Consider the following 19,652-nt stretch of genomic DNA (forward strand, 5'->3'; position numbering starts at 1 on the left):
GAGCAGAAGCCCGGGGATCAGCGTCACCAAGATGGCGAGGGTTACGCCGGTTGAAGAGCGAGACGAACGACCCCATGACAACAAGCGGCGCATACGCCGTCATCCTCCGAACACGTCAGCGCGAGAACGGGCGTCCTCGCGTTACCCCAGTCCGTCAGGGAGCCCGAACAAGACCGGAGCTGACGGTTCAGAGTGCATCAAATGCAAGCAAACGATCAGAAAGTACATATAGATCACTTAAATCCGCAAGATCTATATAAGGAACAAATAACGGGCGTGATGGTCAGGTTTGGGGAGACGAGATATCGAACACGTGAGTGATATGTGACGGATAGTCGCGGAGTGACGAGACAAAAACGGTGACGCGGGGAGTGGGTGTGATCACTCTTGGCCACCTCGCACTGTTCGCCTTCGAGGGTTTTTTCTGAAATCCCAGATCACGCCTGGTAAGAAGCAGTGGTGGCCATGAAAAAGCATCCGAATGGGTGGTCAGGGCCTATTTTCGGACACTCGATGACGGCAAGGGCGTCACTCCGCCAGTGACCGGGGGTGATGGGGAGATTGTGTCCGGAAGCGGTCAAGGGTGATCCCGCCCGATGTCGTCACTGTTCTACCTGGCGGAACCTTGATCAGCCGCGTGCGACCACGGCTTTGCCGGGCGGATGTCCCGCCTACACCAGGCTCCGGGATGATTGCCGCATGAACGAGTTCGTCGAGGCCATGGCCCAGGTGGTGACCGGGGTGACGATCGTCACCGTGAAGGACGAGCGGGACGACGTGGGGGTCACGGTCGGCACGTTCACCTCGATCTCGCTGGACCCGCCGCTGGTGATGGTGAGCCTGGGCAACACCGGATACCTCAACGAGCTGCTGCTCCGGCACGACCGCTGGGCCGCCAGCGTGCTGTCGGCCGGGCAGAAGACGATCGCCAGCCGGTTCGCCACGGCAGGGCGTCCCGGTGCCAGGCTGCTGCTCGCGGGCATGCCGCATCACCGGGGTGAGCGGAGCGGGGCCCTCATCGTGGACGGCGGTGTCACCGCGCTGGAGGCCGAGACGGTCAAGGTCGTCCCGGCCGGAGACCACACCCTCTTCGTCGCCAAGGTCCTCGGGGTCGACTACGTCGACGCGTCCGTTCCACCGCTGACGCGCTACCGGAGCCGCTACCGCTGACCTGGTGGTCCGCCGCTCGCTCTTTCCGTACGGGAGGCGCGGAGCCGCTACCGCTGAACCGGCGGGCCGTCGCTCGCTTCCGTACGGGAGGCGAATGTCGCACGGTCGGAGTCGCCACCGCTGATCCGAAGGGCCGCCACCCGATCCGGGTGGCGGCCCCAGCCGAAGCCGCCGGACGCTCTGTCCGAACGCGGCGGCTGCTCAGCGAAGACGATCAGTCCGCCGAGCCGAGCGGTCCGTACGGCCGAAGCGCGCGGGAGACAACGTCAGCGGATCGTCCACGAGCCCGGCAGGATGAGCGGCCCGTACGAGGGCAGGCCCAGTTCGCCCGCGAGATGGGCGAGGGGGCCCCACGCCTCCACGCGGACCCGGGCCAGCGCGGCGGCCTTGTCCTCGCTGGACTCCGCGGGGCGCAGCCGCTCCAGCGGGTTGAGCTTGGGGTAGGCGCGCACCGGGGCGTCGGCGGGCAGGCCGGCCTTCCTGCGGGCCACGGCCAGCGCGTCCTCCAGGCCGCCGAGCTCGTCGACGAGCCCGTTCTCCAGGGCGTCGGCCCCGGTCCAGACCCGGCCCTTGGCCAGCTCGTGGGCGCGCTCGCGGGTCAGGCCGCGACCCTCGGCGACCTTGTTCACGAAGTCGTCGTAGACCCGGTCGAGCCAGGCGTTGATCCGCACCCACTGGGCCTCGGAGAAGGCGTTCGTGGGGGAGAACATCCCGGAGTTGGCGCCCTCGCCGACGATCTCCGAGGTGACGCCGATCTTCTCCAGCAGGCCGCCGATGACCGCCTTGCCGCCGAACACGCCGATGGAACCGGTGAGCGTGCCCGGCTGGGCCACGATCACGTCGGCGGCCATCGAGACCATGTAGCCGCCGGAGGCGGCCAGGTCGCCCATCGAGATCACGATGGGCTTGCCGGCCTTGCGGGTCAGCACGACCTCGCGCCAGATGGCGTCGGAGGCCACGTACGAGCCGCCGGGGCTGTCGACCCGGAAGACGACCGCCTTGACGCTGTCGTCGCGGCGGGCCGCGCGCAGCGCGGCGCAGATGGTGTCGGAGCCCATCGCGCCGCCGCCGCCCATCGGGCTGCGGCCGCTGCGGCCGAGCCGGATCGCGCCGTTGCCGCGGACCAGCGCGACGGCCTGTTCGCCCGGGTGCGGGAGCTTCTTCGCGGTCAGCGCCTTGGCGTAGCGGCCGACGTACAGCAGCAGCGAGTTCTCGCCGACCTCGTGCTTGACCTCGTCGTAGACCTCGTCGCGGTAGGCCATCCGGTCGACGAGCCCGGCCTCGACGGCCTCGGCGCCGATGAACGGGCCCTGGTCGATCAGCTCGCGCACCCTGGCGGGCTCCAGACCGCGCCCCTCGGCGACGCCCGCCACGACCTGCTCGGTGACCGACTCGGTGATGCGGCCCATCGACTCGCGGTGGGCGTCGGTCATGTGGTCCTGGGTGAAGGTGTTGGCGGCCGTCTTGTACTCGTGCCGCTGGCCGAGCTGGTACTCGACGCCGAGCTTGCCCAGCGCGCCGCGCAGGAAGCGCTGCTCCATCGCGACGCCGGTGAGCCCGACGTCGCCGGACGGCTGGAGGTAGACCCGCTCGAAGGCGCTGGCCAGGTAGTAGGGGACGGTGCCCCCGCTGAACTCGCCGAAGCTCTCGGCGAACGCGACGGTCAGCTTGCCCGAGGCGCGGAAGAGGGCGACGGCCTGGCGGAGCTCCTGGACGACCGCGAGCCCCGGTGACTGGGTGCCGATCTTGACGATCAGGGCCTTGACCCGGTCGTCCTTCCTGGCTCGCTTGAGCCCGGCCAGCACGTCGGCCAGGCTCGTCTTGCGCATCGCGAGGATGGCGCCCAGCGGATCCGCCGGGGCGCCGTCGGTCAGGCCCTCGGTGAGGTCGAGTTCAAGGACCAGCGGGGCGGTACGCCGCTGCTTGAACCGGTCGACGGTATCGATGATCACCTTGGTCGCGTCCATGCCCTTCACCCTAAGCGACACATACCAGGCTTATGCGGATCGGCGTAGGTTCGTCGGCTTTCCGGGTAGGCGGGGCGGTGAGGCTTGCCGGTGTCCCGCTTTCACCGGGCTTGCCGGACGTTCGGCTGCCTGCCGGGTACGCGGTGAGTGGTCCCTAACCGGGGATGCGCGGTGTGGCGAGGTTCACCCGCCTGCCGGGGCAACGCGTGTGACCGGCCGCTTGCTATTTCGGATTAATCCGAAATAGCATCGCCGTCGTGATCGAGCCGGATGATCTCGATGAACTCCTGCGCGCCGTGGCCGGCAGGCACCGTCGGCGTATCCTCTCCGAGGTCTGGGAGCGTGAGCGCGGCGCGGGAGAACTGGCCGACGAACTCGGCCTGGCCCCGGCCAGCGTTTCGGAGCACCTGAAGGTGCTGCGCAAGACCGGCTTGGTCACGATGAGAGTCGACCGGACGTATCGGCTCTACCGGGCCTGCCCTGAACGGCTTCACCGGCTTGCCGACCTGCTCGTGCAGGCTTTTCCGGCCACCGTCCAGGCCCGGGACGGCGAAGAGACCCAGGAGGACATGACATGAACGAGCAGACTGTGCGCCCGGCGAACGCGGTGGCGCATTTCGACATCGGCGGCCCGGACGACGCGGACCTGCACCGCTTCTACGGCGATCTGCTGGACTGGCAGGTCGACCGCAAGGGGCCGGGGTACGCGCTGGTTCAGACGCCCGGCGGGCTGGGCGGGGCGATCGTCGAAACCGAACAGGCCGGCGTCACCCTGGGCGTGGTGGTCCCGGACCTTGAGCAGGCGGTCCGCCGTGCGGCCGAACTGGGCGGCGCGGTCGCCATGCCGCCGACCGACAACGGCTGGGTGGTCAAGGCACAGGTCAAGGACCCGGCCGGCAACGTCCTCACCCTCATCCAGGCATGAGCGCCGCCACCGCGACGGGCGGCGGCTGATCGGGGTTGAGGAACAGCCACCGGTTGTTTCTCAACCCCGATCACGTACTAGGCAGCCCGGCGGGCGTTCACCTTCTTCTTGAGCAGCGAGGTGGACGCGGCGGGAGTGGTGCCCTTCAGGCGCTGCTTCTCCACCGAGGTGAGGACCGTCTTCAGCGTCGCCGTCTCCTTGATCTTCGCGGTGAAGTTCACCCCGCCGTTCGCCCAGTTCAGCCAGGCGGCCAGCAGTTCGCCCTCCAGCTTGGCCTTCGACGTCTTCTTGGCGGGCTTGAGCACCTTGTACGCGGTGCCCAGGGTGGAGGCGCGGGTGATCTCGGAGAAGACCTTGCTGGCCTTGCTCACCAGGCCGAGGTAGCAGCCGAGCGTCGCGTCCGGGATCGTCCCGGAGCCCCGGCTGATCTCCGTCGCCCACTGCGCGACGGTCAGCGTCTTCGTGGACTTGCCGCGGGTGCACACCGTGGGGGCCGCAGGGGGAGTCGTCGGGGGGACGGTCACCGTCACGGTGACCGTCACCGTCGGCAGCGGGATCGGCGTCGGCACCGGGTCGGTCGGCGTGGGTGTGGGCGTGGGACCCGAACTCGGTTCCGGGCTGGGCTCCTCCGACGGGTCCTCGGACGGGTCCTCAGGGGAGTCGGCGGAGTCGGGGGGAGGGGTCCGGGTGATGGGATCGCCGGGGGTGCCCCCGGCGATCGCGGCGTTCAGGTCGAGGCGGGGGGTGGTCACGCTGCCGTAGGTGATCGGCCGGCCCGCGGTCTTCAGCGCGGCCTCCAGCGCGTCCGGGGCGCCCGGCGCCTTCTGGGCCATCAGCGCCAGGGCGCCGGTGACGAACGGGGTGGACATCGAGGTGCCGCTGTAGACCTGGTGGCCGCCGCCCGGCACCGCGGAGTCGATGTCAAGGCCGGGAGCGAAGAGGTCGAGCACGGAGCCGTAGTTGGACCAGTAGGGGATGGTGTCGTCGTCGCCCGTCGCGCCCACGGTCACCGCGCCGGAGAGGCAGCCGGGAGCCCCGGCGCCGGACAGGCCCTCGTTGCCGGCGGCGGCCACCACGGCCACCCCCTTGGCGCGAAGGTCGTCGATCCTGCTCTTCATCGACGCCAACTCGGGTTCGGCGTCACAGGCTCCCTCGTACAGGCCGCCGCCGAGGCTGAGGTTCACCGCGGCGATGTTCGTGCCGCCCTCCTTGAGCTTCGCGACGTGTTCGAGGGCGAGCAGGATGGTGGACTCGAACGCGCTCAGGCAGGCGCCGCCCTCGTCGTCGCAGTCGTTGAACCTGCTGAACACCTGGACCGCGACGATGTCCGCCTCGGGGGCGACGGCGTGCGCGATGCCCGCCACATGGGTGCCGTGGTCGCAGAGGTTGACCTGCTCGTGGACGCAGGCGGGGGTGTTGGCGTCGGCGGATCCGGGGTCGCTCGTCTGCCCGTTCGGGCAGAGGGACTGCGCGCCCTCGTCCGTCGCGGAGAAGCAGGCCTGACCCACGACCCTGCCCCCGAAGTCGGGGTGGCCGGCGTCGATCCCGGTGTCGATGACCGCGATCGTCTGGCCCGCACCCTTGGTCCCGGCGGCGTGCGCCTTGTCCGCGCCGACCACCTGCAGGCTGGAGGCCAGCGAGCCCAGCGAGGTCAGCGCGGCGGGGGAGTAGACGCGGTCGCGGCGGATGGACAGGACGCGCGGGTCCTCGGCCAGTTTGGCGAGCGACTCGCCGCTGCCCTCGACCACGATGAACGAGGTGTCGGAGGGTTCGAGGACGACCTGGGCATCGGGGAGTCGCTCCGCCTCCCCGGCGACCGGCGCCGCCGCCTCGGGGGCCGCCAGCTCGACGATCACCCGGGTCCCGTCGCTCTCCGCGGCGAGCCCCGTCTCCAGCTTCGGCTGGGGTTCGCCGTCACCAGGCTGGGTCTCGCCGTCACCGGGCGGGAGTTCGCCGTCGGTGGGCGGGGCCGGCACGTCGGCGGGCGCGCTCTCATCCGGGCCGGGGGACGGACTCGCGGAGGCGCCCGGGGGAGCCGGAGGGTTCTCGGCGAGGGCGGGTACCGCGGGTGCGATGGTGAGGACCAACGCCAGGGCCACCAGGGCTCGAACTCGCACACGTCCTCCGGGGGGATCAAAGGGCGTTTAGGAGTCTAAACAGCCATATGCGACGCGTGAATACTTTGCCCCGGATTTTGAGGATCTTCTCAGGAACTGCTCGACCCCCCGCGGCGTGACGCACACGGAGGGTCGAGTGATTGGGATATTACTTGAGACCGTTGGACATGGCGGTGATGAGCTCACCGTTCGCGGTGTCGCCGCTGGTCTCCCAGAAGAACGCGCCGCCCAGGCCCTGGTTCTTGGCGTAGGTCATCTTGCCGGTGATGGTGGCGGGGGTGTCGTAGCCCCACCACTGGCCGTTGCAGAAGCCGTAGGCGGTGCCGGCGACGGTGCCGGTGGCCGGGCACTTGGTCTTGAGGACCTTGTAGTCCTCGTTGCCCTGCTCGTAGGTGCCGGGGGCGGGGCCGGTGGCGGTGCCACCGGGAGCCGCCTGGGTCACGCCGGTCCAGCCGCGGCCGTAGAAGCCGATGCCGAGCATGAGCTTGTTGGCCGGGACGCCCTTGTCCTTCAGCTTCTGGATGGCGGCGTCGGAGTAGAAGCCGGGCTTCGTGGAGTTGGGGAGGGCGGTGAGGGGCGAGTGCGGAGCCGTCGGGCCTTGGGCGTCCCAGGCGCCGAAGAAGTCGTAGGTCATCGGCATGAGCCAGTTGAGATTCGAGACCGCGCCGGCGTAGTCGGCGACGTCCATCTTGCCGCCGGTGGAGCCGTCGGCGGTGATGGCCGCCGTGACCAGGTTGCCGGTGCCGAACTTGGCCCGCAGCGCGGAGATCACGTTCTTGAACGCGTTCGGGCCGCTGTTGTCACAGGTGAGACCGCAGGAGTTGGGGTACTCCCAGTCGATGTCGATGCCGTCGAACACGTCCGCCCAGCGCGGGTCCTCGACCAGGTTGTAGCAGGAGTCGGCGAACGCGGTCGGGTTGGCCGCCGCCTGGGTGAAGCCGCCGGACCAGGTCCAGCCGCCGAAGGACCAGATGACCTTGATGTTCGGGTACGCCTTCTTCAGCTTGCGGAGCTGGTTGAAGTTGCCGCGCAGCGGCTGGTCCCAGGTGTCGGCCACGCCGTCGACGCTCTGGTCCGCGGTGTATGCCTTGTCGTAGTCGGCGTAGGAGTCGCCGATGGTGCACCTGCCGCCGGTGGTGTTGCCGAAGGCGTACAGGATGTGCGTCAGCTTGCTCGCCGAACCGCTGGTGACCAGGTTCTTCACGTGGTAGTTGCGGCCGTAGACGCCCCACTGGGTGAAGTAGCCGATGAGCTTCTTGGCGGAGGGGTCGACGGTCGGGGTCACGGTCGGCGTGGGGGTCGGGGTCACCGTCGGGGTCACCGTCGGAGTCGGCGTGGGGTCGGGGCCGCCGGTGCCGTCGCAGCCGGCGCCGTTCAGCGTGCAGTTGAGCACGCCGGACACCCCGCCGGGTGCGCCGTTGAAGCCGAAGCTCACCGAGGCACCCGCCGCCAGCGCGCCGTTCCACGACTTGTTGACGAAGGTGTAGTGGTTCCCGTTCTTGGTCAGGTCCGCGTCCCAGGCCGAGCTGATCGACTTGCCGGCGGGGAGGTCGAATTCGACCTTCCAACTGGTCAGCGCGCTCGTGCCGGCCTTGACGACGACCTTGCCCTCGAAGCCGGAACCCCAGTCGGTAACGGTCGAGTAGGTCGCGGTGGCGGGTGTGGCGGCCGTGGCGTTGCCGATCCCCAGCGGAATCAGCAGCGCCGCCGCTGCGATGAAGGAGCCGATGGTAATTCGTCGCAAGGGTCGCTCCAGGTCAGAGAGTGCCTAGCCCCCGTATTCATAGGAAAGTTTCCTATTAATTTCTTGAGCGTAGGTTCTCCTTCGTCGACGGTCAATGCCTCGGTCGCGGATATAAGGCCGATTTAAGGTTTTGGGAGAAGCGGCGGTGGAACGGGTGGCGCGGGTGAGGTCCAGGTGGAAGCGTCTCGCTCACCTGACGACCCCTCTCATGACCCGCTTTGGGAGCGTTCACCTGCTCCCACGGTGATCGATCGCCGCGTCGATCAGAGCGATGATCTGATCGGTCGGCAGTTCACCGGCCCGTTCGACGACAACGGAGCGGCCCCGGCGCCCGGAGACGGTGAGGAGGCACGCGGGATCGGGCAACCGCGCGCCGTGTTCGAAGAACAACGAGACGGTGCGCTCACGGGGAAAGACACCGCAGAGGTAGCCGGCCCGCGGATGGCGGTAACCGAAGCCGTGCCAGCCGGGCCAGACCTTTTCCCGGGCGTCGGGAACCGTAGAGATCACCAGGTCGCGCAACCACAGGGCCGCGGTGACAACCGCCGGGTCATGCCCCCTAAGGAGGTCCTCGACGGTCAGATCATCCTGCTGTGCCATCTGATTCCTTCTGAACGTGTGGGTGGCCCGACAGGAAGGGCTGGGCAGGGAAGGGGATCCTCCTCCCTGCTGCTGGGGCTCACGCCAGGGTAGGAGGAGAGAACACCCCGAACAGGTTGCCGGCGGGGTCGCGTAGATAGGCATTCGCAGGCCCATCGCCGGAGGCTGCGTGCTGGAGCACCACCGTGCCGCCGAGCCGTTCGACCGACGCGCACACGGCCGCCACATCACGCACCGCGATCGAGAACACGGCGTGCCCCGAGTTTGTGCTGCCGACACCCAGGATGCCCCCGACCGGTGCGCCGCCGTGCCCGGTGGTGATCAGCCGGTAGTCCATGCCCGCCTCGTCGGCTTGCTCGTCACCGGTGATCTGCCAGCCGAACAGCTCACCATAGAACCGCCGGGCACGGTCTGGGTCGTCCGTGGCGATCTCGAACCAGGCAACGGATCCATATGCGGGCGTAGTCATAATCATCTCCTGGGAAGGGGCGGGTGTACCCGTCCGAGCGGGCCTGGCGGCCATCTTTCCCTGCCAAGGCGACAGCCCTATGTCGGTGTTTTGACACGCAACGACTTTCACTCCCAGGAGGGAGTCCAAGTGGTCAGCTCCGATACGGACGGCTCTGGCACGGGGAACCGGCCGGTGAGGCTTTCCGAGGTGAGCTCGGCGCGAAGCATCCGGTCGAGCCGGAAGGCGCGGGTGTCCTGCCGTAGTCGGCACCACCCGGTCAGATACCAACCACGAGGGCCCGCCACCAGAAGTCCCGGCTCGACATCGCGGCTGCTCCGCTCCCCCCGAGTGTCGCCGTATTCGATTCTCAGGACCCGACGTTGCCGGATCGCTTGCCGCACCGTGTCGACGATGGCCGATTCCATTGGGACACCACCGGGAGGCAGGAACAGGCGCACGGTGGCGGCGAGCGCGCGAGCCTGCTGTGCGGCGGCGTCGGGCATCGCGGCCACGATCTTGCGTAACGCGCTGCGGGCGTCGCGGGCGAAGGGGGTATGGTCCGTGTTGCTCAGCGCCACGGCCACGGCGACGACTTCCGCTGGGGTGAAGTTCAGCGGGGGCAGGGTCATGGCCTTGTCCAGCGCATAGCCTCCCCCTCTGCCCTGCTGGGCACTGATCGGCAGGCCGGCCTGCTGTAGGGCGCTGATGTCGCGCTCGATGGTCCGCGTGCTGACCTCGAAGCGCTCAGCGAGCCGTCGAGCGCTGCGGCCCCGCGGGGCAACCGCTCTCAACTCCTCCACCAGCGCATACAGCCGATCCATTCGATTCACGGCGTCGAGACTACGCTCAGGGTCTGTAACGAAGGTCATCGCAGGCATCGGCGAGGCTTCGAAAGCCGGGGGTTCGGCGGGGCCGGATGTTGAGTTCGGTCATCTTGCCGGTCGCGGCCGGAACCAGGGTCGGCCCGTCGATGTTCATGACGAAGAACGCCTCGGTGCCCGCGCCCGGCGGGATGCCGGTCGCCGATGACGCGGCCTCCGCGCTCCCGGCGGCGACCCCGGCTGTGACGGCGGGGTCGTGTGATCAGGCCGGTTCGGCCTCCTCGCGTTCCTTCGGCTCGTCGGCGGGCGACTCGGTCGCGGCCCGCCTCTCCGGTCGCTCCCGTACGATCCGCACCGCGCGCTCGTCCGCCGCCGGTTCCGCCGTGGACTCCACGGGGGACTCCACGGCGGACTCGGACTCACCCGGGTGGCGCAGCCAGAGGGCGCCCAGCGGCGGGACGCGCAGTGTGGTGGAGTACGGCAGGCCGTGGCGCTGCTCCTCGACGGCCTCGACGGCGCCGAGGTTGCCCACGCCGCTGCCCGCGTAGTCGTAGGCGTCGGTGTTGAGCACCTCCTCCCACCGGCCGGGAAAGGGCAGGCCGAGACGGTAGTTCTCGTGCGGGGCGCCGGAGAAGTTGGCCACGCAGGCCACCGCCGAGCCGTCCTCGGCGTAGCGGAGGAAGGAGAACACGTTGCCCTGGGCGTCGTCGGCGTCGATCCAGCGGAACCCTTCGGGGGAGGCGTCCACGCTCCACAGGGCGGGAGAGTCCTTGTAGACCCGGTTGAGGTCGCGGACCAGCCGCTGCACCCCCCGGTGCCCGTCGAAGTCGAGCACCCACCAGTCGAGCCCGCGCTCCTCCGACCACTCCGAGCCCTGGCCGAACTCGCCGCCCATGAACAGCAGCTGCTTGCCCGGGTGGGCCCACATGAAGGCGAACAGCGCGCGCAGGTTCGCGAACCGCTGCCACTCGTCACCGGGCATCTTGCCGAGCAGCGACCCCTTGCCGTGCACCACCTCGTCGTGCGACAGCGGCAGCACGAAGTTCTCCGAGTACGCGTACATCAGCGAGAACGTCATCTGGTGGTGGTGGTACTGGCGGAAGACCGGCTCGTGCCCGAGGTAGGCGAGCGTGTCGTGCATCCAGCCCATGTTCCACTTGAACCCGAAGCCGAGCCCGCCCAGGTGCACGGGGCGTGAGACGCCCGGCCACGCGGTCGACTCCTCGGCGACGGTGACGATGCCCGGCGCCTCCCGGTAGGCGACCGCGTTCATCTCCTTGAGGAACTCGACCGCGTCGAGGTTCTCCCTGCCGCCGTACTCGTTCGGCGTCCACTCGCCCTCGCGCCGTGAGTAGTCGAGGTAGAGCATCGAGGCCACCGCGTCGACGCGCAGCCCGTCGACGTGGAACTCGCGCAGCCAGTACACCGCGTTGGCGACCAGGAAGTTGCGCACCTCCCTGCGGCCGAAGTCGAAGATGTAGGTGCCCCACTCGGGGTGCTCGCCCCGCGCGGGGTCGGCGTGCTCGTACAGCGGGGTGCCGTCGAACCTGGCCAGCGCCCAGTCGTCCATCGGGAAGTGCGCGGGCACCCAGTCGACCAGTACCCCGATGCCCGCCTCGTGCAGGCTGTCGACCAGATGGCGGAAGTCGTCGGGAGAGCCGAAACGGGCGGTCGGCGCGTAGTAGGACGTCACCTGGTAACCCCAGGAACCGCCGAACGGATGTTCGGCCACCGGCATGAACTCCACGTGCGTGAACCCCATGTCCACCACGTAGTCGACCAGTTCGACGGCCAGCTCCCGGTACGACAGGCCGGGGCGCCAGGAGCCGAGGTGCACCTCGTAGACGCTCATCGGCTCGCGCACCGCGGCGCCGCCGGCACGGCGCCGCATCCACTCCTCGTCCCGCCAGCCGTACTCCGACTTCTCGATCACCGACGCGGTCGCGGGCGGTGTCTCGGTACGCCGGGCCATCGGGTCGGCCTTGGCCCGCCAGATCCCGTCCGAGCCGAGGATGCCGAACTTGTAACGGTCGCCGGGGCCGAGACCGGGGATGAACAGCTCCCACACGCCCGACCTGCCGAGCGAGCGCATGGGATACGCGGTGCCGTCCCAGTGGTTGAAGTCGCCGATGACCCGGACGCCGCGGGCGTTGGGCGCCCACACGGCGAAGGCCGTGCCCTCGACGTCCTCGTGCCGGATGACCCGCGCGCCGAGGGTCTCCCAGAGCCGCTCGTGGCGCCCCTCGCCGATCAGGTGCAGATCCATCTCGCCCAGCGTGGGCCAGTGCCGGTAGGGGTCGTCCGTCTCGTAGGGCTCGGCATCGGGGTAGGCGATCCGGAGCCGGTAGTCGGGGATCTTGTCGAGGCCGGGGATCGTCACCGCGAAGACACCGTGGGCCACATGCCTCATGTCGTGGGCCCTGTCGTCCACGAGGGCCTGGACCTTCTGTGCCAGCGGGCGCAGCGTCCGTATCGTCACGCCCTCGGGACCCTGGTGCGCCCCGAGGATCGAGTGCGGATCATGGTGCGCTCCGCCCGCGAGCCGGTCCAGGTCCAAGTGCGCGTTCATGAGTCAACTCCCGTAGATCGATAGCCCCTACCTTGCCCTACCCGGGTCTCTCAACCCATGCCCTTGTCCACTATCACCATGCGTGTGAGGAAAAGGTGCGGAGCCGAATGGGAGAAAAGTGACGATCGCCGGCTATGTGGAGCGTGCCGGAACCGGGCGTCAGTACGGGTTCTTGGCGGTGACGTCGCGGGGGGTGATGCGGAATCCCTGCCAGTGGCTCGGCATCGGGTCGGCGTCCTCGTCGCGGGGGACGTGGTGGTAGCCGACGTTGACCCACAGGACCGGGTCGGTCAGTCGCTCGCCGTTGGTGTAGCGGTCGACGGACTTGGCGCACCGGGGGGTCGGGTTGACGCTCGCCAGGCGCTCGCAGGAGCGGTAGTCGGTGACGTAGAGATCGGCCCGGGTGAAGGCCTCGTCGGCGGGGCCCCGGTACTGGGCGCTGTCGGAGTTGTTGATCTCCCAGGAGACACGGTGCCCGTCGGCGTTGCGCACCTTGCGGTCCACCACCCGCCACCAGCGCATCGGCCTGCTGACGGCCTTGGCCTCGGTGCCGAACGTCGTCCGCTCAAGCCGCCGGTTCGCGGTGCCCGAGCCGCTGAAGTCGTACTGCTCCACGACGTCGTCGGCCCGGCCCGCCACGTCGAAGTCCAGGCGCCAGAAGATGTTGTGGGTGTGGCTCGCCTCGAACCTGTCGTCGCCCACCCCGATGGGCCAGCCGTGCTCCGGCGTGGTGGTGAAACCGGCGAGTGACCCGGTGGCCCCCACCCGCGGGGTGATCGCACCGTCGTCGGAGAAGGCCCATTCGGCCAGGTAGGTGTACCAGCCGACCTGGAAGGCGGCGAACACCACCAGGTCACGCCCCTGGGCCGTCAGGTTCGGCTGGTCGGGGACCGACTTCAGGTACGCGTGGCCGCGGGCCCTGGTCGTCACGCAGACGAACTGCTCGCGACGCTCGCCGAGCGGGCAGTCGGCCGCCCGGAGCGGGATGGCGGTGTAGCCCAGCGACCCGATGTCGTGGTAGCGCGGCCGGCCCCTGTCGTAGGGCACGTGGATCTGGGCCAGCGAGGTGCTGCGCAGCACGGCGATCGCCCGCTGGTTCCTCGGTGTGTAGACGACCCTGGTCAGGGTCAGCCCCTCGACGTTGCGCATCTCCCAGCAGAGCTGCCAGCGCGCCCCGTTGGGCAGGGTCTTGTCGATCCGGTACGGCGCGTTACACGGTGCCGTACCGGGCTGCGCGGCGGTCGTCTCCGCCGTCTCGGCCGGGGCGCCGGACGGCGCGCCGGGCGAGGGGAGCGGCGGTATCGGTGCGGCCTGGGGGGCGGTGAGGGTTCCGGCGAGCAGGGCGCAGGAGAGGGCGAGGCGGAGGAACACTGATCACCACTCCAGGGTGTGGATCTTCTTGGCGGACAGGTCGACGACGAGCCGGCTGGTGTCCAGCCAGGTGCCGTCGGGCAGCCGGACGAACAGCCGCAGGCACCGGTGGGCCTCGCACTGCCTGGCCGGTCCCTTCTCGCCGGACGGGGTGAAGATCAGCCCGCGCAGCCCCAGATCCGCCGCCGACCCCAGCCGTCCGCCTCCCGCCCCGGCGTACGCCTCGCGTGCGACCTTGCCGTATCCCGGGTGGGCCAGCAGGAGCCCGGCGGCCGTCGTCTCCTCCTCCTTCGACGGCGGCGGCTGCACCCCCCGCGCCACCGTCTCCCGTACGACGGTGCCCCGGCCGAGGTCGACGGTCCGCACGATGAGCCTGTCACTGCCGTAGTCGTAGAGATACGCGTCGGCACGGCGGCGGTCCGAGACGTCCTTGTCGTCGTCGCGCTCCACGTAGAGCAGCTTGATCCGCCCCGCGGCCAGGTGCGACCTGGAGCCCGCCGACGCGATGGCGGTGGCCTGGGCGACCTCCTGACCGGTCAGTGGATCCTCCCATGCGGGCATCCGCGGGGCGGACCGCGCCGCCTGCGACCCCTGCTCGCCGGAGACGAACAGCAGCGCGCCGGCGACGACGGCCACCCCCGCCCCCGCGATCGCCGTCACGATCAACCTTCGCCCCATGAGCGCCCTCTTTACTCACCGTTGACTTTTCATTGCGAAGGGTAGCGATCGGGGAGGGGGAGGGTGGGTCTAAAGGCGTATTGCGTTTTTGGTGGGTGTTACCGAGGTTTGCGGAACTTGATGGCCTTTTGCTCCGCGAGGCCTGGGGGAACCGTCCCGGCCGTCCGGGGTGCTTCACCGGCGGGTGCCGATCCGGTCGGCGGTGGGGGTGGCGGGGTGCCGATCGCCAGGATCGCACCCGGTTGCGATAGCGACATACGGCCACTAATGGTCATAAATCGCCCAAACACCCATCAATTACGTGATGCACTTACTTGACAGGCTATTGATCTTTGCTATATACCACAGTTCTGGGCTGAATGGCATAAGTCACATATAACCTTCATGTGAATATTTGCTTACAGAATTTAAGTACGCCTGATATGCCGTTTTGGGGCCTTGACGAATATTCGACCTCTAGCGAGGATTCTTGCCAATTGCGCACTTCATTCCAGAATGACCAACTATCTGGGGTGTGCGCGAACTGGAGGAATTTTTCATGAGGAGCCCCCTCAACGGGAGGAGAGCCGGTCGCGTCGCGGTCGTACTCGCCCTGCCCCTTGCCCTCAGCCTCAGCGCGATGCCGGTACTGGCCGATCCGGCGCCGCAGACCAGTGAGGTCGCCCCCGACCGGCAGTCCAGCACAGAGCAGAACGGCGTGGCGCTGCTGCGCGTCATCGTTCCCGACCAGGAGTCCGTCGAACGGCTCAACGACATGGGCGTCGACCTCGCGGAATACAAGAAGCCCGTCGACGAAGGCCTGGAGGTGCACGCGGTACTGAGTCCAGAAGAGGCCCAGGGACTGCGCGACCTCGGCATCGACGTGCGCGACGCCATCTTCGACCAGACCGATGTGGCCGAGAACAGGGTCGCACGGCAGGAGGCGCTCGCCCAGGCTGCGGAGGCGGCGGCGGACGTCGACACGCTGACCCCGCTCCGCGCCGAGTGGTTCACCAGCCTCGACAACGAGCACTTCCTCTCGGTGGAGGTCAAGTCGAGCGCCATCGACGCGCAGACCGTGCTCACCGCCACCTGGGACAGCGGAAAGGACACGGCCCCGGACTCGGGCGGCACCACGACGATGTCGCGCTTCACCGACGCCGGCCAGTACATGTACCACCGGTTCAACTCGCCGCTGGCCCTCACCGCGGTTCCCACCAAGGTCACGATCACCAGCAACCGGGGTGGCTCGGTCACGGTTCCGGTGACCAAGTGGCTGGGTGAGAAGCGCAAGGCGCCGAGCAAGCACTACGTCGCGGACTTCGTCGACCGCTACATGGACCCCACCGAGCTCACCGGCCGGATCACCGCCCTGGCCGCGGAGTTCCCGAAGATCACCCAGATCGTCGACCTGCCCAACAAGACGAACGGCTACCGCCGGGCGGCGCAGGCGCAGTTCGGCACGGCCACGGCGAGCACGTTCTACGTGAGCTCGAAGGCCTACGGGCACGAGGGCGGCAACGACATCAGTGTCGCCCTGGTCAAGCCGGACACCGCCTCGGCCGCGCTGAGCGTCTCGGTGAGCGGTAAGGACGTCGTGGTCAACCTCGGCACGGACGCGTCCGCCGCGATCAACAGCACCGCCAAGGCGGTGGTGGACGCGCTCAACGGTAACGCCGCAGCGTCGGCGTTGCTGACCGCCGCCACCTACCGGGGCAACGCCGGCGCCGGTCTCGTCGCCGCGGCCGCGGCGACGAAGCTGACCGACAACCTCAAGGCGCCGGCGACCGTCTCGCGTGACCCGTTCCAGATGAAGGCGCTGCGCATCGGCAAGAAGCGCGACGGCTCGAAGGTCGGCGTGTTCCTCTACTGCCAGGAGCACGCCCGCGAGTGGGTGACCCCGCTGGTCTGCCTGGAGACCGCCGAGCGGCTGGTGCGCAACTACGCCAAGGACGCGGAGACCAAGAAGCTGGTCGACAACCTCGACATCTTCGTCATGCCCACGGCCAACCCCGACGGCGGCCACTACAGCTTGTACGACTACAACTCGCAGCGCCGCAACATGACCAACCACTGTGATGTGACCAACGGCGACCCGGCCCGGCGCAACTCCTGGGGCGTGGACCTGAACCGTAACTTCTCGGTCGGCTCGGTGTTCGACGGCTACAACGGCGCCTCGACGACCTGCACCAGCGACACCTTCGCGGGCCCGGCCGAGCTGTCCGAGCCGGAGGCGCGCAACCAGGTCTGGCTCACCAACCAGTTCCCGAACATCAAGTTCGCGATGAACACGCACTCCTACGGCGGCTACTTCATGTGGCCTCCGGGCGCCTACAAGACCGCGGGTCGCGAACTGCTGCCGCGGGTCGACTACGGCACGGAGAACTACTTCTGGAAGGCCTCCGACCACATCCTCTCCGCGGTCCAGACCTGGCGCGGTACGGGGATCTGGCCGGGTCGCACCGGTCCGGTGACGGACGTGCTGTACTCCGCGGCCGGTAACAGCGCCGACGAGCACTGGTACAACCGGGGCATCATCGGCTGGGACTTCGAGGTCGGCGCGGACGTCTACAACCCGGAGACCAAGCGTTTCCAGGCGGTCGGCTTCCAGCCGCCGTTCGCCGAGGGCCACGAGGAGGCGATGGAGTTCGCCGCCGGTCAGATCGGCATCCTGGAGATCGCCAGGTCCTTCTCCGACGACAAGAAGCAGCCGAAGTCGGAGCTGAACGTGACGGGGCAGACCGGTACCTCGGCCACCTTCACCTTCAAGACCGACGAGCCCGCCAACGTGTACTACACGCTGGACGGCAGCCGCCCGACGCTGAACTCCACCAAGCTCGTCGCCGCCGGAATGCGCGAGAGCGCGCAGCAGATCACGATCGACAAGACCACCGAGGTCCGCTGGTTCGCCGTCGACATCGCCGGCAACGTCGAGAACAACTACAAGCCTGACGGCAACGGCAAGAACTACCGCAATGAGAAGGTGAAGGTCGGCGACGCCCGCTGACCCCGCCTGACGCCCGCACGGCCGCCGGTCCCCCCGACCGGCGGCCGTCGCCCGTTCACAGGCCGTTGGTCGCCGAAGACGAACGGCCGGCCCTGCTCGCCCGCCCGCCGCGAGACCGACCGCCTTCGCCAGGGGCTCCCGCGTCCCCGTCCGCGGCCGGAGCCCGTCTACTCTCCGGGCACGCCCGGCAGGAGATCCCACTCCTGCCAGGAGATCTCCCTGCCAGGCCAGCGGACCGAGGCGTACGGCCACGCGTCGCGCAACCAGGCGCGGACCACCGGCTCCAGTTCCTCCTCCAGGCCCGTGCCCTCCTCGTCGGCCCGCACCCAGAACGACACGTCGGCGTCGGCCCCCTGCCTTTCCGGAGGATCGATGTAGACGCAGCCGAGCAGCCGGGACCCCTCCGGGTCCAGCACCGCGTAGTTGAACGATCTGCGCAGCAGCGCCTCCTTCTGGTGCCAGGCCAGATCGATCAGGTTGTCCTCCAGTGTCATGTCGTCGAGCGGCCAGCCGCCCCACAGCGGGAAGCGCTCCCGCAGCCGGGCGGCGCTGCTCATCACGGCGTCGAAGTCACGCACCGCGTCGTGCACCGTGATGGGCCGGATGCGGAACCGGTCATGCTCCACACCTGCGGGAATCTCATGGGTTCTTGGTAGGAACGACATACGGAACAGCCTGACGCGCCCGTCTTGGCACCTGCTGAACTCCCGCTTGCCGGAACTCGGGGCCGGGTCCGGACGGTCTTCCCGGCCTTCCGGGCCTCCCGATCTTCCCGGGCGGATCGGCCGGGCCGTCTCCACCGCCTGCCGGCGCGGGCAGGCAGGCGAGTCCAGGGGCACCGGGCTGGGCATGTGCCTGTTTTCGCTGGTTGGGCTATGGTCGGCAGCATGGCGACCTCGTGGCGAACCCCACGTGAGTCCACCGCCCTGTCCGTGGTGGTGGGCTTGGTTCTGGCCGCCCTCCTGCTCGCCGCCCTGGCCCCGACCTCGTACGGCGGCGGCCCCGCCCTGCGCTCCCCCGGAGCGACCGGCGACGTCTGGGAGCCCGGACACTGGCTCGAACAGTCGTCGACCATGCCGCGAGCGTCCGCCGGCGCCTTCGAGCACATGCCGGCCCTCCGGCGGCTGCACCAGCGCTCCGCCTCCGATCTGGCGAACCTGCTACCGCTGCTGTCCCCCGCGTGGCGGGATCCGGACATGGTACGCAGCCCCCAGCTGGCCACCCACCGGACCTCGGGCTCGCGCAGCCCGCCGCTGATCTAGCCGATCCATTCCCCTTCACCTGTCGGGCCACGCGCTCGACCGGCGGGTGGCGTACGCGCGCCGGTGTTCACCGAACACCCGGGTGCGCGCTCTGCCGTCCGCCGTGTCCGCGTGTCACCGGACAGAGCCGTGGAACGGCCGCGACTCTGTGCACACCCCCGCCCCGGCCGATACCCCGCAGGTTCCATCGGGCCGTACCCCGGCCCGTTTCACGCCATGTCCGCGAGGCCGTGACCAGGCCCCGCCGGGCGAACTCGACGACGAGCGCGGCCAACTGCGCCGCTTGGCGTTCTCAGCTTTGGAAAGGACTTCCGATCATGTCAGTCAACAGTGAGGGCACCCGTCTCAGCAGCGTGCAGGCCCGGATCATCCGCGAGGAACTGGACGAGCAACTCCTGTGGCGTACCACCCGGGTGAACGAGCTCGAAACCTCGGTGGAGGACGGGGAGGTCGCGTCCCGGCAGGACGAGCTCGTCGCCCTCGCCGCCGCGGGCCGCGATCTCGCGGAGACCAGGCGGGCACTGGAGAGCCTTGACGCCGGTACCTACGGCCGGTGCGCCGGCTGCGACGCGGACATTCCCTTCGAGAGGCTGAAGATCCGTCCGCTCGCCCGGTACTGCATCGCCTGCCAGCGGCGCCACGAGGCCCGCTGACCCCCGGCGGCCCCGCTCGACGTCCGCCGGGCGGGGCCGCCACACCGGCTGGGAGATCGGCCCGGTGCCGGATCATCGGGTGTTCCAGCGGATCGTTTACGTGATATCCCGCCTGAGCGGTACCGCGACGGCGACGGCGGTGGCGATCAGGGCATAGGCCGGCAGTACGGCGGCGCCGAGTGGCGCGGAGAGCAACGCGGTGGCCGAGGTGCCGGTCTGGCCGGCGATGGCGTCGGCCGGGTAGGTGAATCCGGACACGGAACCGCCCTCTCTCCATGCCGTTCGGGACCCGGGCATCGGGCGGTATGGCGTCTTCGGCGGGCCGGCCTGGCAGGAGG

General features: G+C 69.0%; 17 protein-coding genes. 6 read left to right on the top strand and 11 right to left on the bottom strand.

Annotation, left to right across the window (positions count from 1 at the left end):
* Positions 1–699 precede the first annotated feature (699 nt).
* Positions 700–1,170 carry a flavin reductase family protein gene (locus AB0K21_RS36165; protein ID WP_364156355.1) on the top strand — a complete coding sequence of 157 codons (471 nt, stop codon included), beginning with the start codon at positions 700–702 and terminating at the stop codon, positions 1,168–1,170.
* A gap of 266 nt (positions 1,171–1,436) precedes the next feature.
* Here AB0K21_RS36165 and sppA read toward each other — a convergent pair whose 3' ends face one another.
* The gene (sppA, locus tag AB0K21_RS36170) at positions 1,437–3,137 is read right to left on the bottom strand and encodes a signal peptide peptidase SppA (RefSeq protein WP_364156358.1); all 1,701 of its coding nucleotides are present in this window, start codon (positions 3,135–3,137) and stop codon (positions 1,437–1,439) included.
* A gap of 257 nt (positions 3,138–3,394) precedes the next feature.
* On the opposite strand from sppA, the gene AB0K21_RS36175 reads away from it, so the two are divergent.
* Positions 3,395–3,715 carry a metalloregulator ArsR/SmtB family transcription factor gene (locus tag AB0K21_RS36175; protein ID WP_343973043.1) on the top strand — a complete coding sequence of 107 codons (321 nt, stop codon included), beginning with the start codon at positions 3,395–3,397 and terminating at the stop codon, positions 3,713–3,715.
* Positions 3,712–4,062: a VOC family protein gene (locus AB0K21_RS36180; protein ID WP_364156361.1), complete on the top strand. Its 351-nt coding sequence runs from the start codon at positions 3,712–3,714 to the stop codon at positions 4,060–4,062. The genes AB0K21_RS36175 and AB0K21_RS36180 overlap by 4 nt, the downstream gene beginning before the upstream one ends.
* Positions 4,063–4,139: 77 nt before the next feature.
* Here AB0K21_RS36180 and AB0K21_RS36185 read toward each other — a convergent pair whose 3' ends face one another.
* The 8 genes from AB0K21_RS36185 to AB0K21_RS36220 all read right to left on the bottom strand — a co-directional run bounded on the left by AB0K21_RS36185 (position 4,140) and on the right by AB0K21_RS36220 (position 14,413).
* Positions 4,140–6,179: a S8 family serine peptidase gene (locus tag AB0K21_RS36185; RefSeq protein WP_343973037.1), complete on the bottom strand. Its 2,040-nt coding sequence runs from the start codon at positions 6,177–6,179 to the stop codon at positions 4,140–4,142.
* Between the two features lie 148 nt (positions 6,180–6,327).
* A complete protein-coding gene (locus tag AB0K21_RS36190) occupies positions 6,328–7,923 on the bottom strand; it encodes a glycosyl hydrolase family 18 protein (protein ID WP_343973034.1) in 1,596 nt (531 codons plus the stop codon).
* Positions 7,924–8,151: 228 nt separating this feature from the next.
* Entirely contained in the window at positions 8,152–8,523 is a 372-nt protein-coding gene (locus tag AB0K21_RS36195) for a DUF1801 domain-containing protein (RefSeq protein WP_364156365.1), read from the bottom strand.
* A gap of 79 nt (positions 8,524–8,602) precedes the next feature.
* Complete coding sequence (locus AB0K21_RS36200; RefSeq protein WP_364156368.1) at positions 8,603–8,992, bottom strand: VOC family protein; 390 nt, start codon at positions 8,990–8,992, stop codon at positions 8,603–8,605.
* Positions 8,993–9,099: 107 nt separating this feature from the next.
* Complete coding sequence (locus AB0K21_RS36205; protein ID WP_364156371.1) at positions 9,100–9,843, bottom strand: YafY family protein; 744 nt, start codon at positions 9,841–9,843, stop codon at positions 9,100–9,102.
* 214 nt (positions 9,844–10,057) lie between these two features.
* On the bottom strand, positions 10,058–12,364 hold the full coding sequence (glgB, locus tag AB0K21_RS36210; RefSeq protein ID WP_364156374.1) for a 1,4-alpha-glucan branching protein GlgB: 2,307 nt from the start codon (positions 12,362–12,364) through the stop codon (positions 10,058–10,060).
* A 159-nt stretch (positions 12,365–12,523) separates the two neighbouring features.
* Positions 12,524–13,735 (bottom strand): copper amine oxidase, encoded by a 1,212-nt coding sequence (locus tag AB0K21_RS36215; RefSeq protein ID WP_343973025.1) that lies wholly within the window; start codon positions 13,733–13,735, stop codon positions 12,524–12,526.
* 3 nt (positions 13,736–13,738) lie between these two features.
* A complete protein-coding gene (locus tag AB0K21_RS36220) occupies positions 13,739–14,413 on the bottom strand; it encodes a hypothetical protein (RefSeq protein WP_343973022.1) in 675 nt (224 codons plus the stop codon).
* A 538-nt stretch (positions 14,414–14,951) separates the two neighbouring features.
* Between AB0K21_RS36220 and AB0K21_RS36225 the strand changes: the two genes are divergently transcribed.
* On the top strand, positions 14,952–17,399 hold the full coding sequence (locus tag AB0K21_RS36225) for a M14 family metallopeptidase (RefSeq protein ID WP_364156378.1): 2,448 nt from the start codon (positions 14,952–14,954) through the stop codon (positions 17,397–17,399).
* Between the two features lie 167 nt (positions 17,400–17,566).
* On the opposite strand, the gene AB0K21_RS36230 is transcribed toward AB0K21_RS36225, so the two are convergent.
* Complete coding sequence (locus tag AB0K21_RS36230) at positions 17,567–18,064, bottom strand: GNAT family N-acetyltransferase (protein WP_343973016.1); 498 nt, start codon at positions 18,062–18,064, stop codon at positions 17,567–17,569.
* A gap of 222 nt (positions 18,065–18,286) precedes the next feature.
* Between AB0K21_RS36230 and AB0K21_RS36235 the strand changes: the two genes are divergently transcribed.
* Entirely contained in the window at positions 18,287–18,661 is a 375-nt protein-coding gene (locus AB0K21_RS36235; protein WP_343973013.1) for a hypothetical protein, read from the top strand.
* A gap of 317 nt (positions 18,662–18,978) precedes the next feature.
* On the top strand, positions 18,979–19,314 hold the full coding sequence (locus AB0K21_RS36240) for a TraR/DksA C4-type zinc finger protein (RefSeq protein ID WP_343973010.1): 336 nt from the start codon (positions 18,979–18,981) through the stop codon (positions 19,312–19,314).
* A gap of 96 nt (positions 19,315–19,410) precedes the next feature.
* Here the strand turns inward: AB0K21_RS36240 and AB0K21_RS36245 are convergent, their stop codons facing one another.
* Positions 19,411–19,572: a hypothetical protein gene (locus tag AB0K21_RS36245; protein WP_343973007.1), complete on the bottom strand. Its 162-nt coding sequence runs from the start codon at positions 19,570–19,572 to the stop codon at positions 19,411–19,413.
* Between the last annotated feature and the right edge of the window lie 80 nt (positions 19,573–19,652).

The sequence above is a fragment of the Streptosporangium sp. NPDC049248 genome (genome assembly GCF_040678965.1).
Lineage (GTDB): Bacteria > Actinomycetota > Actinomycetes > Streptosporangiales > Streptosporangiaceae > Streptosporangium > Streptosporangium fukuiense.